This window comes from Burkholderia sp. BCC1996 (genome assembly GCF_905339955.1).
Lineage (GTDB): Bacteria > Pseudomonadota > Gammaproteobacteria > Burkholderiales > Burkholderiaceae > Burkholderia.
The window spans coordinates 51,496-67,404 of record NZ_CAJPHM010000037.1; the positions used below are offsets into that span (position 1 = coordinate 51,496).

General features: G+C 69.0%; 16 protein-coding genes. 9 read left to right on the forward strand and 7 right to left on the reverse strand.

The genetic code is table 11. The annotated features are described in order from the left end of the window. Positions 1-15 precede the first annotated feature (15 nt). Positions 16-1,095, reverse strand: a complete 1,080-nt coding sequence (locus tag U4Z64_RS33890; protein WP_044845387.1) for an ornithine cyclodeaminase — start codon at positions 1,093-1,095, stop codon at positions 16-18. A 296-nt stretch (positions 1,096-1,391) separates the two neighbouring features. Between U4Z64_RS33890 and U4Z64_RS33895 the strand changes: the two genes are divergently transcribed. Continuing rightward, a complete protein-coding gene (locus tag U4Z64_RS33895) occupies positions 1,392-1,823 on the forward strand; it encodes an Lrp/AsnC family transcriptional regulator (protein WP_044845386.1) in 432 nt (143 codons plus the stop codon). A 60-nt stretch (positions 1,824-1,883) separates the two neighbouring features. Here the strand turns inward: U4Z64_RS33895 and U4Z64_RS33900 are convergent, their stop codons facing one another. Genes U4Z64_RS33900 through U4Z64_RS33915 form a run of 4 tightly spaced genes read right to left on the reverse strand, consistent with a single transcriptional unit; the run spans position 1,884 to position 5,521 of the window. Beyond that, positions 1,884-2,477, reverse strand: a complete 594-nt coding sequence (locus tag U4Z64_RS33900; RefSeq protein ID WP_124520387.1) for a peroxidase-related enzyme — start codon at positions 2,475-2,477, stop codon at positions 1,884-1,886. Then, a complete protein-coding gene (locus U4Z64_RS33905; protein WP_321822296.1) occupies positions 2,474-3,004 on the reverse strand; it encodes a hypothetical protein in 531 nt (176 codons plus the stop codon). Before U4Z64_RS33905 ends, U4Z64_RS33900 begins: the two co-directional genes overlap by 4 nt. Before the next feature lie 46 nt (positions 3,005-3,050). Then, positions 3,051-4,502, reverse strand: a complete 1,452-nt coding sequence (locus U4Z64_RS33910; protein ID WP_321822297.1) for an NAD(P)/FAD-dependent oxidoreductase — start codon at positions 4,500-4,502, stop codon at positions 3,051-3,053. Continuing rightward, a complete protein-coding gene (locus U4Z64_RS33915; RefSeq protein WP_044845383.1) occupies positions 4,499-5,521 on the reverse strand; it encodes a LysR family transcriptional regulator in 1,023 nt (340 codons plus the stop codon). Before U4Z64_RS33915 ends, U4Z64_RS33910 begins: the two co-directional genes overlap by 4 nt. A 355-nt stretch (positions 5,522-5,876) precedes the next feature. Between U4Z64_RS33915 and U4Z64_RS33920 the strand changes: the two genes are divergently transcribed. From U4Z64_RS33920 to U4Z64_RS33935, 4 genes are read left to right on the forward strand one after another with little or no spacing between them, the layout of a single operon-like run. Further along, positions 5,877-7,070 carry an ABC transporter substrate-binding protein gene (locus U4Z64_RS33920; protein ID WP_321822298.1) on the forward strand — a complete coding sequence of 398 codons (1,194 nt, stop codon included), beginning with the start codon at positions 5,877-5,879 and terminating at the stop codon, positions 7,068-7,070. A gap of 40 nt (positions 7,071-7,110) precedes the next feature. Further along, positions 7,111-8,922: an ABC transporter permease gene (locus tag U4Z64_RS33925; protein WP_321822306.1), complete on the forward strand. Its 1,812-nt coding sequence runs from the start codon at positions 7,111-7,113 to the stop codon at positions 8,920-8,922. 11 nt (positions 8,923-8,933) lie between these two features. Beyond that, positions 8,934-9,791, forward strand: coding sequence for an ABC transporter ATP-binding protein (locus tag U4Z64_RS33930; RefSeq protein ID WP_044845380.1), 858 nt, complete (start codon positions 8,934-8,936; stop codon positions 9,789-9,791). Next, complete coding sequence (locus U4Z64_RS33935) at positions 9,788-10,552, forward strand: ABC transporter ATP-binding protein (protein ID WP_321822299.1); 765 nt, start codon at positions 9,788-9,790, stop codon at positions 10,550-10,552. Before U4Z64_RS33930 ends, U4Z64_RS33935 begins: the two co-directional genes overlap by 4 nt. Positions 10,553-10,582: 30 nt before the next feature. On the opposite strand, the gene U4Z64_RS33940 is transcribed toward U4Z64_RS33935, so the two are convergent. Further along, a complete protein-coding gene (locus tag U4Z64_RS33940) occupies positions 10,583-12,004 on the reverse strand; it encodes a sensor histidine kinase (protein WP_321822300.1) in 1,422 nt (473 codons plus the stop codon). Further along, positions 11,991-12,656 (reverse strand): response regulator transcription factor, encoded by a 666-nt coding sequence (locus U4Z64_RS33945; protein ID WP_044845377.1) that lies wholly within the window; start codon positions 12,654-12,656, stop codon positions 11,991-11,993. The genes U4Z64_RS33940 and U4Z64_RS33945 overlap by 14 nt, the downstream gene beginning before the upstream one ends. A 236-nt stretch (positions 12,657-12,892) precedes the next feature. On the opposite strand from U4Z64_RS33945, the gene U4Z64_RS33950 reads away from it, so the two are divergent. From U4Z64_RS33950 to U4Z64_RS33965, 4 genes are all read left to right on the forward strand, one after another. Further along, positions 12,893-13,909 carry an ABC transporter substrate-binding protein gene (locus tag U4Z64_RS33950; RefSeq protein ID WP_321822301.1) on the forward strand — a complete coding sequence of 339 codons (1,017 nt, stop codon included), beginning with the start codon at positions 12,893-12,895 and terminating at the stop codon, positions 13,907-13,909. A gap of 116 nt (positions 13,910-14,025) precedes the next feature. Beyond that, entirely contained in the window at positions 14,026-15,336 is a 1,311-nt protein-coding gene (locus U4Z64_RS33955) for an MFS transporter (protein ID WP_044845376.1), read from the forward strand. A 97-nt stretch (positions 15,337-15,433) separates the two neighbouring features. Next, entirely contained in the window at positions 15,434-15,709 is a 276-nt protein-coding gene (locus U4Z64_RS33960; RefSeq protein WP_321822302.1) for a YlcI/YnfO family protein, read from the forward strand. Next, the coding region (locus U4Z64_RS33965) for a type II toxin-antitoxin system RelE/ParE family toxin (RefSeq protein ID WP_321822303.1) at positions 15,706-15,909 on the forward strand (204 nt) is incomplete at its 3' end. The genes U4Z64_RS33960 and U4Z64_RS33965, both read left to right, overlap by 4 nt.

Consider the following 15,909-nt stretch of genomic DNA (forward strand, 5'->3'; position numbering starts at 1 on the left):
CGCCCGGGATGACGATCAGCGTGCGAACGCGGCGACGGCTTCGGTCACGAATGCCGCGTGACCCTGCGCGATCGCGGCCGGATCGTCGATCAGCGCGAACAGGTTCTTCGGATCGACGGCCGGCGGAATCAGCGCGATCTCGACGCCCGCGTTGTGCTGCTGCGCGAGCGCATACAGGTAGCGCAGCGCCGAGTAGTCCTCGAGCGCGAAGCCGACAGAGTCGAACACCGTGACTTCGTCCGCGCGTTCGCGGCCGGTCGTCTCGCCCTGCAGCACGCGCCACAGTTCGGTCACCGGGAAGTCGGCCGGCATCTGCTGGATCTCGCCCTCGATGCGCGACTGCGGCTCGAATTCGACGAACACGCGGCCCGCCTGCAGCACGCCCGCGTCGAGCTCGGTCTTGCCCGGGCAATCGCCGCCGACCGCGTTCAGGTGCATGCCGGGCTCGATCATGTCGGCCGTGACGATCGTCGCATACGCCTTGTCGGCGGTGACGGTCGTCACGATGTCGGCGCCACGCACGGCGTCGGCGGTCGACGCGGCGCGCACGACGCGTAATTCTGGGTAAGCGGCGAGGTTCTTCACGAGCTTGTCGGTCGCGAGCGGATCGACGTCGAACACGCGGATCTCGTCGATGCCGAGCAGCGTATGGAATGCGATCGCCTGGAATTCGCTCTGCGCGCCGTTGCCGATCAGCGCCATCGTGCGCGCGTCGGGGCGCGCGAGCGCCTGCGCGGCCAGCACCGACGTCGCGGCGGTGCGCAACGCGGTGGTCAGCGTGAGTTCGGCGAGCAGCAGCGGGTAGCCGGTGTCGACTTCGGCGAGCGCGCCGAACGCCATCACGGTGTGCATCCCGCGCGCGGCGTTGACGGGGTGGCCGTTCACGTATTTGAACGCGAACAGCGACGCGTTCGCGACGGGCATCAGCTCGATCACGCCGTCGCGCGAGTGGCAGGCGACGCGCGGCGACTTGTCGAAGTCGGCCCAGTGCAGGTAATCGGCGCGCAGCGTGTCGACGAGCGCGCGCAGGAACGGCGTGACGCCGGTCTGGGCGATCAGTCGGGCGGTGGCGGGAACGTCGAGGAAGCGGGTCATCGGTCTGTCTCCATTTTGTTGCCCGGACGCGTGTCCAGGCGTTCTGGTCGACCGGGGCGGGCGTGTCGGCCCGGGCCCCGGCTCCATCAAAAGCGGCGTCGCGGCCCATGCGGCCGGTCGATGGAGTCATTATTTCCGTGAGTCGAGCCAACAAAAAGACGGCAAAAATGGCAGATTTCTCGATAGACTTGGCAGATTGCTGGCCGGATATGGCAGTTTGTTCAAATCATGCTGGTCGAAATGCGTGCCGTCCGGCACGCTGGCGGCCGTGTCACGTTCAACAGGAAGGTCCGTTCATGATTACGCTCGACGACGTCGACCGGCAACTCATCGCGCTGCTGCGCGACAACGCGCGGATGCCCGTCGTCGCCCTTGCGAAGGCGTTGCGCGTCGCGCGCGCGACCGTGCAGAACCGGCTGACGCGGCTGGAGAAGAACGGCGTGATCGTCGGCTATACGGTGCGGCTCAAGCCGGCCGCCGAGCGGCACCGGATCCGCGCGCTGATGTCGATCGCGGTGCAGGGCAATCGCGGCGCGGAAGTGGTGAAGGTGCTGCGCGGGCATCCGAACGTCGCGTCGATCCACAGTACCAACGGGCGCTGGGATCTGGTCGCCGAGCTGCACGCCGATTCGCTCGAGCATTTCGATCGCGTGCTCGGCGCGATCCGGTTGATCGACGGGATCGCGAATACGGAGACGAGCATTCTGTTGTCGACGCACAAGGCGTGACGCGCGGCGGCGCGCGTCGGCCGGTGTGGTCGCCTGCGCCAGCGCCGGCGCGGCGGCGTGTCAGTCGCCCGCTGCGGATTCGGGAAACACCGGTTCGCCCAGCGTCAGCATCAGCCGGTTCGCCCACGCGAAGATCGCGACGGCGTGCGACAGGTCGAGAATTTCTTCGTGGGTGAGCCCTTCGGCTTCGAGCGCGGCGATGTCGCGTTCGTCCACCGTGTCGGGCCGCTCGGTCAGCGCGACCGCATAGCGGATGATCGCGCGTTCGCGCGCGGTCGTGCCGGCTGTTGACGGATCGTCGAACACCTGGTCGATCGCATCGGTGCGTTTCGCGAGCTGCGCGAAGCGTTGTGCGTGCACCGATGCGCAATACACGCAGCCGTTCACGCGCGACACGGCCGTGCTTGCCAGCTCGCGTTCCGCGCGCGACAGTCCGCCGGGACCATACATGATCGCGTTGAACACGCCGGAACGCTGCCGCAGGATGTCGGGCAGGTGGACGAGCAGCAGGTAGTAGTCCGACGTTTTCGCTTGCGGATGGCTCGCTTCGAGCACCGCGAGCTGGTCGGCCGTGGCGCGCTCGAGCGGCACCGTGTCGAGCCATGCACGCCAGCCGAGCGTGGCGGACGTGAAACCGTGCGTGGCCATCGTCATGCGGCCTCCCGGGCGGCACGCGCCTGCAACGCTTGCGCCGCTGCCGCGACACGAAGCTGATACGAGACGAAGGCGACGAGCTGCGACAGCGCGACGATCGCGGGTGTCGTGAACCCGGCCGACTTCAGTGCGTCGAGATCGGACGGGCGTGCGTCGGCGGGCGAGCGCGTCAGGCGCCGCGCATGCGCGAGGAGCGCGCCGAGGCGCGTGGGCAGTGCGTCGAACGCATCGGCGTCCGCGCGGGCGATGTCGTCGGGCGTGCCGCCTGCATCGATCAGCCGTGCGCGATAGGTTGCGGCCAGTGCGTGCGCATTCGAGCGCTGCGCGACATAGCGTGCCGCATGCAATCGTTCGATCAACGAAAGATCGGGCAGCGCGGTGTCGAACAACGCGGCTTCGCTGAGCCGCGTATGGAGCAGCACCTTGTCGCGTGCGCGACGCAGCGTGGCCACGGCATCGCCTTCGCGCAGGCCGGCGACGGCGTCGATCGTATCCGGCGCGGCGGCCGGCGGGATGGGTTCGGTCATCGTGATGGATTCCAGTCGTCGTGAGTAGCGTGGAGCGCGGCGGCGCTCATGCGTCGGCGTCGCGCCATTCGTCGCCCTGCAGCTCCGCGGTCGCGAACGCGACGAGCGCGTCGTAGTGGCGGTCGCGATCGGCGTCGAACAGCCGGCTCGCGATGCCGCGCGCGAGCCGCCCGGCGCCCGCGCTGATCGCGGGGATGTCGCCCGACAGCTTGCCGTGGCTCAGGCTCGCCGCATGGTTGAAGCAATGGATGCGCGTGACGGCCGGGCAGGCGCCGCGCTCGCGTTCCTGGAACGCGAACGCGGGGCCGAGATCGGGCGACTCGGCGAGCTCGTCGAGCCATGTGCCCGGTTCCGGTTGATAGCGATCCTTCCAGCGCCGCACATGCGGCCCGAACGACGCGAATTCCGCGCGTGTCGTCCAGTCGGAATGAAAGCCCGTCGCGAAGATCAGGAAGTCGACCGTGTAGCGGCCGCGCGGCGTGACGACGTCGAGGCCGTCCGCGTGTTCGACCAGCGTTTCGATCGGGCTGGCTGCATGGAAGTGTGCGTGAGCATGCCGCGACACGTGCAGCACGCTGTCGCGCGGCGGCGGTGTCTGCGACGTCAGCGCGTAGTGCATGAAGCGCCACTTCGTCGCATCGTCGAGGTCGGCATAACCGTGCACGAGGCCCGGGCTGCCGATGCCCGTCAGCTTGTTGATGCGCGGAATGTCCGCGCGACGGAAGAACAGGTCGACGCGCGCGGCGCCCGCTTCGAGCGCGGTGCCCGCATTGTCGAACGCGGACGCGCCCGCGCCGACCACGCCGACGCGCTTGCCGGCGAGCGAAGCGAAATCGATCGGCTCGGACGAATGGGCCCAACGCGAGCGCGGCGCGCGTTGCGCGACGGGCGGCACGTACGGGCCACCGAGCCCGTCGCGGCCGGTCGCCAGCACGACGTGTCGCGCGAGCACGGTCTGCGCGTGGCCGTTCGCGCGCAGGTCGAGCGCGAGCAGGCCGTCGTCGCGCGGACGCAGTGCCACGAGCGCGGTGTCGTTGCGCACCGGCAGGTCGAGCACGCGGCGATACCAGCGCAGGTATTCCATCCATTGCGTGCGCGGAATCTTGTAGAGCGCATCCCACGCGTCGCGGCCGTATCCTGCTTCGAACCACGCGCGGAACGTCAGCGCGGGCAGGCCGAGCGCGGGGCCGGTGAGCTGCTTCGGCGAGCGCAGCGTCTCCATCCGCGCGAACGTGATCCACGGGCCTTCGTAGCCGGCCGGTGCGCGGTCGATCACGCACTGGTTGTCGATGCCGAGCAGGCGCAGTTCGGCGGAGGCCGCGAGCCCCGCCATTCCGCCGCCGACGATCGCGACGTCGAGCACGCGCGTGCCGTCGACGTCGCGCGGCGGCACCCACGATGGCGCGGGCAGGTCGAGCCAGCGCAGGTCCTGGGCGAGGCGGGCTTCGAGTGCGTCGAGCGTGTCGGGTGCGTCGGGTGTGTCGGGCGTCGCCGTCATGCGGCCTCCGGGCGGGTACCGCGTGTGCGTGCGGTTCGTGTGGCGCGCGTCGCGCGAGGCGGGCGATCGATGCGCAACCGGTCGCCTCGCAACAACGCGTCGTGCACGGATGCATCGTGAAAGGTCACGTCGTCGAGCAGCGCGCGCGTCGTGTGCTGCAGCGCGTCGAGCAGCGCCTCGACGGCGGCCGTGCGCGTCTTGCCGGCGGGCGTCGCGACACCGAACGCGAACGGGATGTCGACATCGAGCGGTCGTGCGACGACGCCGTCGACCGGCAGTGCCACGCCGGTCGCCGGGTCGACGATGCCGATCCCGACGCCCGCGCGCGCGGCCATCACCGCGTTCAGCGATGCATTGGTTTCGATGAACACGTGCGCGTCGACGCGTGCGGCCGCGAATGCCGCATCGATCCGCTGGCGCAACCGGTGCCGGTTCGCGACCGTCACGATGCGGCGGCCCGCGAGATCGCGCAGCGCGATGCGCGGCTTGCCGGCGAGCGGATCGTCGGCCGGCAGCACGGCGACGCAGGGCGTTTGCGCGATCCAGTGCACGTCGAGCCCCGCATGCGCCATCGGCAGCGTGACGACGCCGATATCGGCCGTGCCGGCGAGCACTTCGTGCACGACGTGTTCGGCCGACTCGCTGCGCAACTGGTAGTGCGGCGCGTGCGCGCCGTCGGGCAGTGCGGCGAGCGCGGCCGGCACGAGCGTGGCCGCGAGTGAAGGCGTGGCCGCGATGCGCACGGGTTCGGCGGTTTCTTCGCCGAGTGCGCGCGCCCGCGCTTCGATCGCGCGCAGGCCGACGAGCGAGCGTTCGACTTCCTCGTAGAGCAGGAATGCACGGCGCGTCGGCGTGACGCGCGGGCCGTGCCGGTCGAACAGCGCATAGCCGAGATCGGCTTCGAGCTCCTGGATCTGTCGCGTGACGGCCGGCTGCGAGCGGCCGAGCAGTTCGCCCGCGCCGGTCACGCTGCCGGCCGACATGACCGCGGAAAAGGCTTCGAGTTGATGCAACTCCATGACGCGTTCCGATGATGCGATTTGCGCATTGTAGGAGTGCGAGCATGCACGATTCATATAATGATTTTTGCTATCGACAGTGCCAAACATGCGAAGCGCACGCGCGCCGGGACGACGCGCCGTGCATGCATGCGCGTCGGCCGGCAGCGCTGCACGACGGCAAACGTCAATCGAATCAATGCGCTGCAGCGCATGCCGATGCGTCGCGCGGGACGCGCCGTGCAGGAGACCGTGGCAGTGACGTTGCGCTTCGCGCCGCGCACGATATCGATATGCGCAAAACTTCGTTGGAACGCCCTGAACCGGATGGTTACATGCCCTCACTCTTTTCGACTGACTGAAGCTGGGGGGACGCATGAACGTTTCGGGGAACGACGCACGCGGCGCATGGCGGAGCGTGCTGGGCACGGTGGCGGCACTCGCTGCCGCATGGGGCTTGTCGACGGGCGGCGCGCTCGCGGCGGGCGTGTCCGGCGAGCCGGTGGTGATCGGCGTGAGCGGGCCGCTCACCGGGCAGGACGCGCAATACGGCGAACAATGGAAGCGCGGCTTCGATCTCGCGCTCGACGAGATCAACGGCGGCGGCGGCATCCATGGCCGGCCGCTCGCGGTCGACTTCCAGGACAGCCGCAGCGATCCGCGTCAGGCGGTGGCGATCGCGCAGAAATTCGTCGCGGACCCGCGCATCGTGATCGAGCTCGGCGACTTTTCCAGCGCGACGTCGATGGCCGCGTCGCCGATCTACCAGCGCGGGCAGCTGATCCAGTTCGGCTTCACGAACTCCCATCCGGATTTCACGAAGGGCGGCGACTACCTGTGGAGCACCGCGCTGAGCCAGGCCGAGGAGCAGCCGCTGCTCGCGCGCTACGCGGTGAAGGAACTCGGCTTCAAGCGGATCGCGGTGCTGTACCTGAACACCGACTGGGGCCGCACCAGCAAGGACATCTTCGCGAAGGCGGTGACGGGGCTCGGCGCGCAGGTCGTCGCGGCCGAAGGCTACCAGCCGGCGGAGAAGGATTTCCGCTCGACGCTCGTGCGGATCGGCGCGTCGAAGCCCGATTCCATCGTGCTGATTTCCTACTACGCGGACGGCGCGCAGATCGTGCGGCAGGCGCGTACGTCGGGGCTCACGCTGCCGATCGCGGCAGTCGGCTCCGTGTATTCGCCGAAGTTCCTCGAACTCGGCGGCACGGCCGTCGAAGGCGTCTATACGGAATCGAACTTCTTCCCGGCCGAACCGCGCCCGGAGGTGCAGGCGTTCGTGCAGCGCTATCGCGCGAAATTCCATGCCGATCCCGATTCGTTCGTCGCGCGTGCATACGATGCGCTGATCCTGTCGGCCGAGGTGCTGCGCCGCTACGGCGTGACGCGCCAGGCCGCGCACGACGGCTTCGAGAAAGTGAGCGACGTGCCGAGCGTGATCTTCGGCAAGGTGCGTTTCGATCCGCAGACGCGCCGCGTCGCGGGCGCACGCACCGTGTATCTCGTCGTGAAGCAGGGGCAGTGGGCGCTGTGGGACGGCGCGAAGCCGCAGCTCGCGGCGCGCTGACCCCGACCCGGAACCGCATGCAAATGACGGACGCATCGTGATAGCTTCCTGGCTCGACTACACGCTCAACGGCCTCATCGTCGGCAACATCTACGCGCTGCTCGCGGTGGGGCTCGCGCTGATCTTCGGCGTGTCGCACCTGATCAACTTCGCGCACGGCTCGGTCTACATGGTCGGCGCCTTCATCGGCTGGCTGTGCCTGACGCGCTTCGGCTTGCCGCTGCCGGCCGCGCTCGCGGCGGTCGTCGTCGGCTGCGGCGCGCTCGGCATCGCGATCGAGCGGGTCGGGCTGCGGCCGTTGCGCCACGCCGCGCGCATCGCGCCGCTGCTCGCGACGATCGGCATCAGCTTCATCCTCGACCAGCTCGCGCAACTCGCGTTCGGCGCGGACCCGCGTGCGGTGCCGACGCCGCTGCCCGACTGGCACCTGCGGATCGCCGGCGCGACGCTCGGTGCGCTCGACCTGCTGATCGCCGGCATCGGCCTCGCGGCGGCCGCGCTGCTGTACGGCTTCCTGCGCTTCACGCGGCTCGGCTGGGCCGTGCGCGCGACCGCGCAGGATCGCGATGCGGCGCTGCAGATGGGCGTCGACGTCGATCGCGTGAACCAGACGGTGTTCGCGATCGCGTGCGCGCTCGGCGGTGTCAGCGGGCTGCTGGTCGGCATGTACTACAACAGCATCGATCCGGCGATGGGCTTCCAGGCGACGCTGAAGGGCGTGGTCGCGCTGCTGATCGGCGGGCTCGGCAACGTGCCCGGCGCGATCGCCGGCAGCCTGCTGCTCGGTCTCGTCGAAAGCTACGGCGTCGCGCTGTTCGGCACCAGCTATCGCGACCTGTTCGCGTTCGGACTGCTGATCGTGTTCCTCGTGTGGCGGCCGAATGGCCTGTTCAGCGGGAAGCGCGCGCTGCCGCCGGAGCCGATGACGGGCACCTTCCTCGCGGCCGCGAAAGCCGTGCGCGTGCCACGCCCGGTGCTCGTCGTGCTGATCGTGGCGGCGGCCGTGCTGCCGTGGCTCGGTGCATCGCCTTATGTGCTGCAGACGCTGACCAACGCGTGGCTGTACGGGCTGCTCGCGCTGAGCCTCACGCTCGTCGCGGGCACGGTCGGGCAGATCTCGCTCGGCCACGCCGCGCTGCTCGTGATCGGTGCGTATGCGTCGGCGCTGCTGTCGTCGGATCTCGGCTGGTCGCCGGCCGTGACGATTCCGTGCGCGGGCGCGATCACCGCGGTGCTCGGCACGTTGCTCGTCTATCCGGCGTTCCGGCTGCGCGGGCACTACGTATCGATCGCGACACTCGGGATCGGCGAAGTGGTGAGCCTCGTGATCCTGAACTGGGACGGCCTCACGCGCGGCCCGCTCGGCATCACCGGCATCGCGCCGCTGCCGTGGGCGACGACCGCGCGCGCCGCGTACTGGTTCACGCTCGCGGTGCTCTTCGCGTTCGCGCTCGTGCAGGTGCGGCTGCTGCGCTCGCATCTCGGCCGCACGCTGCGCGCGGTGCGCGAGGACGACGTCGCCGCGCGCGCGCACGGCATCGCGCCGAACCGCTACAAGGCGATCGCGTTCGCGGTCGGCGGCGTCGCGGCCGGCGTGAGCGGCGGCATCGCCGCGCACCTGTACAGCTACATCAATCACCAGACCTTCGATTCGCAGGTGTCGATCCTCGCGCTGACGATGGTGATCCTCGGCGGGCTCGGCAACGTGCTCGGCGGCGTCGTCGGCGCGATCGCGCTGATCGGGCTGCCCGAGCTGTTCCGCTGGGCGGCCGACTACCGGATGCTGATCTACGGCCTCGTGCTGCTGCTGCTCGTCCGGTTCCGGCCGCAGGGCCTGCTCGGCACGGTATGAGGAGGAATGCGATGACCACCACTCGACCCTTGCTCGACGTGCGCGGCCTGACGCGTCGCTTCGACGGCGTGACCGCGCTCGACGCGGCAAGCCTGACGCTCGCCGACGGCGAGCTGCTGAGCGTGATCGGCCCGAACGGCGCGGGCAAGTCGACGCTGTTCAACCTGATCGCGGGCGCGGACCGCCCCGATGCCGGCCGCGTGACGTTCGACGGCCGCGACATCACCGGCACGCCGCCGGAACGGCTCGCGGCGCTCGGCATCGCGCGCACGTTCCAGCACGGCCGCGTGTTCGGCAACCTGAGCGTGCTCGACAACGTGCTGATCGGCGCGCACGCGCGGTTGCGCGCGGCGCGGCCGGGCTGGCCGGCGCTCGGCGCGGCGGCCGAGGTGTGGCGCGCGCTCGTGCGGCCCGCGTCGGTGCGGCGCGAGGAAGCGGCGCTGCGCGACGAGGCGCGCGACATCATCGCCGGGTTCGGCGAGCGGCTCACGCCGCGCATCGATCATCCGGCGCACAGCCTGTCGTATGCGAACCGGCGGCGCGTGGAGATCGGCCGCGCGCTCGCGCTGCATCCGCGCCTGCTGCTGCTCGACGAGCCGACCGCCGGGATGAACGAGACCGAGACCGCCGAGATGCTGCAACTGATCCAGTCGCTGAAGACGCGCGGCCTGACGATCCTGCTGATCGAGCACAAGCTCGAACTCGTGATGCGCGTGTCCGACCGCGTGATGGTGCTCGACAATGGCGTGAAGATCGCCGAAGGCGCGCCACGCGACGTGCGGCACGATCCGCGCGTGATCGAGGCTTATCTCGGTCGCCGCCATGCAGGCGGCACGACGGCCGAGCGCACCGTGCAGGCGGCCGCATGAGCGCACCTTCTTCCGGACCCGACACGACCATGACCGACGCGCTGCTGAAACTCGAACACCTCGACACGTTCTACGGCCCGGTGCAGGTGCATTTCGACGTGAACGTCGAAGTCGGCCGCGGGCAGATCGTCAGCCTGCTCGGCGGCAACGCGAGCGGCAAGTCCACGACGATGAAGCTGATTCTCGGGCTGATGCGGCCGCGTCGCGGCGTCGTGCGTTTCGACGGCGACGACGTGACCGCGCTCGCGACGCCGCAGCGCGTGCGGCGCGGGATCGCGGCCGTGCCCGAGGCGCGGCGGCTGTTCGGCGACATGAGCGTGCGCGAGAACCTGCTGATGGGCGCCTATACGCGCGGCGATCGTACGTCGGTGGCCGACGACTACGCGCGCGTGCTCGAACTGTTTCCGCGCGTGCGCGAGCGGCTCGCGCAGCGCGCGGGCACGTTGTCGGGCGGCGAGCAGCAGATGCTCGCGATGGCGCGCGCGCTGATGGCGCGGCCGAAGCTGATCTGCATGGACGAGCCGACGATGGGGTTGTCGCCGCTCTACGTCGACAAGGTGCTGGAACTGATCGACACGATCAACCGGCAGGGCGTGACGGTGTTCATGGTCGAGCAGAACGCGAGCCTCGCGCTGGAGATCGCGCATTACGGATACGTGCTGCAGACGGGGCGCGTCGTGCTCGAAGGGCCCGCGAAAACGCTGCTCGACGACGAACGTGTGCGCGATGCGTATCTCGGCGGGGAGGCGGTCGCGGCGTAGTCGACGGAAGGGGCGCCGCGTCCCGCCGATTCATGCGTGACCGGCGTGCGCCGTTGCCGGCCGCGGAAACGTCAGCACTACCGCGAATCCGCCCGCATCGGGAAACGCGAACCCGACGCGCCCGCCGTGCGCCTTCATCACTTCCTGCACGATCGCGAGCCCGAGCCCCGACCCGGTGCGGCGTTCGCTGCCGTCCGGCGCGATCCGCACGAACGGCTGCAATGCCGCGTCCCAATGCTCGCGCGGAATGCCGCGCCCGTTGTCGGTGACGGTCAGCGTCACCGCCCGATCCGCGTTGCCCGCGGTGGCGACCGACACGACGATATCGTCCGCATGCCCGTGCAGCAGCGCGTTGTGCAGCACGTTCGACAATGCCTCCTGCAGACTGATCGCGTCGCCGTCGATCCACGCATGCGGCGCGTTGCTCGCGAACGCGACGGCCACGTCGCGCGCGTCCGCGAGCGGAATCGTGCGGCCGAGCACGTCCTTCGCGAGCGCGACGAGATCGACGGGCTGCAGCGGCACGACCTCGGTGCGATGAATCACCATCGCATGATTGAGCAACTGCCCGGTGAGACGCCCGACGTCCGAGCAGGTCGCGCGCAACGCATCGAGCCGCGCCGCATGACGCGCGGGATCGGCTTCGCCGTCGAGCAGTTCGATCTGCGCGTCGAGCCGCGCGAGCGGCGTGCGCATCTGGTGCGCGGCGTCGGCGATGAAGCGCTGCATCGCGTTGATCCGCTCGGCGAGCCGCCGCATCAGCCCGTTGATCGACCCGATGATCGCGTCGATCTCGCTCGGCGTGTCGACGGCCACCGGCCGCAGGTCGGCCGGGTCGCGCGCGGCGATGATCGTGCCGATCTGCGCGAGCGGGCGCAGCCCGCGCCGGATCGCGAGGCCGCTCGCGCCGATCGCGAGCACGCTCATCAGCAGGATCAGCGTCCACACCTTGATGCTCATGTCGTTCGTCAGCTGTTGCCGCGCATTGGTTGTCTGCGCAACCGTCACGAGCGCCCAGCCCGGCGTGCTTTCCTCCGGCATGTAGCGCGCGATGGTCGCGGTGCGGATCCGGTGACCCTGGTAGACGGCGTTCGCGAACGACGGGCCCTGTTTCGCGGCCGCGAGCGTCGCGGGGCTCGCGAGATCGTTGTAGCCGGCCACGACGACGCCGCGCGAATCGACCACCTTGTAGTAGACGAGGTCGTAGCGCGACAGCGTCGACAGCGCGGCGACGGGCGGGTTCAGCGCGAGCACGCCGCCTTGCACGTACAGGTTCTCCGCGACCTGGATCGACGCGCCGGCGAGCAGCTGGTCGTACGCGCGCTCGGCCGCGACGCCCGCGTAGTAGCGCGCGATCGCGGCCAGCGCGAGCGCGCCGGTCGCGACGACGAGCGCGATGAACAGCAGCGTGCGCCCGAACAGCGTCTTCGGGAACCAGTCAGTGCGCGGCAATCTGATACCCCATCCCGCGTGCGGTGCGAATCTCGACCGAGCTGCCCTGCAGCTTCCTGCGCACGCGCGTCACGTATTGCTCGACCGCGTTCGCGGTCGGCTCGTTGCCGAAGCTGAACAGCTGGTTCAGCAGTTCGTCCTTCGAGAAGATCCGCTGCGGACGGCTCGCGAGGATCTCCAGCAGCGCGAATTCCTGGCGCGACAGCGACAGCGGCCGGCCGTCGAGTTCGGCAAGCCGGCTGCTGCGGTCGATCACGAGGCCGCCGAGCGTCAGCACGTCGTTCGCATGGCCGCTGTTGCGGCGCAGCAGCGCCTGGACGCGCGCATCGAGCTCGCGGTAGTCGAACGGCTTCACGAGATAGTCGTCGGCGCCGAGGCCGAGGCCGCTCACGCGGTCGTCGATCGCCGAGCGCGCGGTGACGAGCAGCACCGGCGTCGTGCTGCCCGACGCGCGCAGGTTGCGCAGCACCGCGAAGCCGTCGAGGCCCGGCAGGTTCGCATCGAGCACGACGAGGTCGAAGCGCTCGACGCGCAGCAGGCCGTTCGCGGTCGAGCCGTCGGTTTCGAGATCGACGGCATGGCCGAGCCGCGCGAGGCGGCTGCGGATCGCCGCGCCGATTTCGGCATCGTCCTCCACGACGAGAATGCGCATGGTGCCGTTTGCAGGGTGAGGGGTTAGGGGTTTTCCCGGGGGCGGGATGTCAGTATTTTCTCAGACTCGCTCGATAACCTGTGTTCAGCCGGAGCAAGCGACGACGGCATTAATACCAGAGGAGACGGCAACATGCAGCATGTCACGGGCACGACGAAGGCGCGGCCGGATGCACGGCGTAGCCTGACGCCGGCTGCCGCGTTGCCGCTGGTCGCGCGCCGCATGGAGGCATGCGCATGAAGACGTCGCCGCGCCGCCGCGCGTTGCTCGCCGCCGGCCTCGGTATGCTGGGCGCACCGTTGCTGGTGCGCGCGAAGCCACGCACGGTGCGGATCTCGAAAGGCTATGGCGTGTTGTACCTGCCGCTGCTCGTGATGGAGAAGCAGCGCCTGTTCGAGCGGCATGCGGCGCGGCACGGCCTGCGCGACGTCGCGGTCGACTGGGTGCTGCTCGACGGCGGCAATTCCGTCAACGACGCGATGATGGCCGGCACGCTCGATTTCGCGGGTGCCGGCGCGCCGGGCTTCATCGAGCTGTGGGCGCGGGCGCGCGGGATTCCGAACGTCGAGGTGATCGGCATCAGCGGATTGTCCACGACCTCGCTGTCGCTCAATGCAAACCGTCCGGGCTTGACGTCGCTGCGCGACTTCACGCCGTCCGACCGGATCGCGGTGCCGGGCATCCGCACGTCGCTGTCGGCGGTCGTGCTGCAGATGGTCGCGAGCCGGCAGCTCGGCGCGCGGCATTTCGCGCAGCTCGACTCGATCACCGTGAACCTCCCGCATCCGCAGGCGATGCAGGCGCTGATCCGCCGCGAGAACGGCGTCACCGCGCACTTCACGTCGCCGCCGTTCTCGACCCTCGAATTGCGGCAGCCGGGCATTCATCGCGTCGTGAATTCGGTCGACGTGCTCGGCCCGCTGACGCTCGACGTCGTGTTCGCGCCGAAGCGGCTCGTCGATACGGAGCCCGCGCTGGCCGCGGCGTTTCTCGGCGCGCTCGACGAAGCGAACCGCCTGATCGCGCAGGACCCGCGCGCGGCGGCCGCGCTGTATGCGGCGTCGTCGGGTGTCGCCGTGTCGCACGACGACGTGATGCAGATGCTCGCCGCGCCTGACACGCGTTTCTCGGTGCGGCCGAACCAGCTGATGGACTACGTCGAATTCCTGTATCTCGCCGGCACGATCAAGGCGAAGCCGCGCGCGTGGCACGAGATGTTCGCGCCGATGCTCGACGACTACCGGACCGGCTGACGACGGCGGTCATTCGTTTCCGGATCCCGATTTCCTCGAACCCCACCGCGCCCGCGCATGCATCGCGCGCGGCGCCGATTCAACCGACAAGCAACTGCTTCACGGAGGAGCCCGCAGTGAATGCCACCGAAACCCTGGACCCCGCGTCCGCCGAAGAGCAGCGCATCATGTCGAAGATGGCGCGGCGCCTGATGCCCATCCTCGTCGTGATGTTCCTGATCGCGTTCATCGACCGGCAGAACGTCGGCTTCGCGAAACTGCAGATGGTGCACAGCCTCGGGATGACCGAGGCCGCGTTCGGTCTCGCGTCGTCGCTGTTCTTCATCGGCTACCTACTGTTCGAGGTGCCGAGCACGCTCGCGCTGCATCGCTACGGCGCACGCGTGTGGCTCGCGCGGATCATGCTGACGTGGGGCCTCATCACCGTGCTGATGGGCTTCACGACTTCGATGCCCGCGTTCTGTTCGCTGCGCTTCCTGCTCGGGATCGCCGAGGCCGGCTTCTATCCGGGCGTGATCTATTACCTGACGCTGTGGTTCCCGCAGAGCTATCGCGCGAAGGTGCTCGGCATCTTCACGCTCGGCAGTGCGCTCGCGAACATGCTCGGCTCGCTGGTCGGCGGTGTGCTGCTGAGCCTGAACGGCGTGTGGGGGCTCGCGGGCTGGCAGTGGGTGTTCGTGGCGACGGGCATCCCGGCCGTGATCGTCGCGATCGTCGTGTTCCGCGTGCTGCCGGCGTCGTTCCGCGAGGCGCCGTTCCTCGACGAACGCGAGAAGCAGATCGTCGCGGCCGCGCTGGAGCGCGAGAAGCCGGCGCAGGCCGAGCATGCGCAGCCGTGGAAGGCGCTGCTCGATCCGCGCGTGATGCTGTTCGCGGCGACCTACATGCTGATGTCGACGTCGCTGTACGGCGTCACGTACTGGCTGCCGACGCTCGTGAAATCGTTCGGTGTGTCGAGCAGTACGAACGGTTTGCTGAGCATGCTGCCGTGGGCGCTCGCGGTGGTGCTGCTGGTGTGGCTGCCGTCGAAGCTGCGTCGTGCGAAGAGCATCCTGCGCACGATCGCGATCGTCGCGGCGCTCGGCGCGCTCGGCTTCCTGCTGAGCCTCGTGCTGCCGTCGACGCCGCTGCGCTTCGTCGCGCTCGTGCTGGGCGGGGCGTGCATCCCGCTGCTGTATCCGTGCTTCTGGTCGATGCCGCCGCGTTACTTCACCGGCGCGCGTGCGGCGGCGAGCGTCGCGGCGATCAACTCGATCGGCAACCTCGGCGGCTTCTTCAGCCAGAACCTGATGCCGTTCGCGGGCAAGGTGACGGGCACGGCGTTCGGGCCGATGATCGTGCCGATCGTGTGCCTCGCGCTGCTCGGGATCGGCGCGCTCGTCGCGTGGACGCGCTCGGAGCGGGGGATGGTGGCAGCGCGGGTGTGAGCGTTCCCTCTACGGCCGGGCCAGACCGAACGGCCGACTGCCGTCGATTTGGGGTATGTGCTACCATGCATTACATGTGTAATGCATGGGGAATGCGATGAAAACGGCCACGATGCCCGCGCTGCGAGTCGATCCGCAGTTGCGTGAGGAGGCGGAATCGGTCCTGGCAGAAAACGAGACGCTGTCAGCGTTCATGGAATCGGCGTTGCGCGATGGCATTGCACGGCGACGCTTGCAGCGCGAATTTGTCGAACGAGGTTTGGCGTCGCGCGACGAGGCGAGACGCACGGGCGAATACGTCGATGCCGCGGATGTTCAGCGTGAGCTAGAAAGCATGCTCAAAGCGGCTCGTTCGAAGAAGGCGGCCGATTGAGCTATCAGGTCAGATATACGCGCGTGGCGCGCGAAGACTTGATGCGCCTGTATCGATACCTGCTCGAACGTGATGTGGAAGCGGCAGCGAGAGCGTTGGAAGCGATCGAACGAGGTGTGGCCATGCTGCGATTGTTTCCGTTTTCCTGCCGCAAGATCGATGAGAGCAATCCGTTTCTGCGCGAACTGATCGTCTCCTTC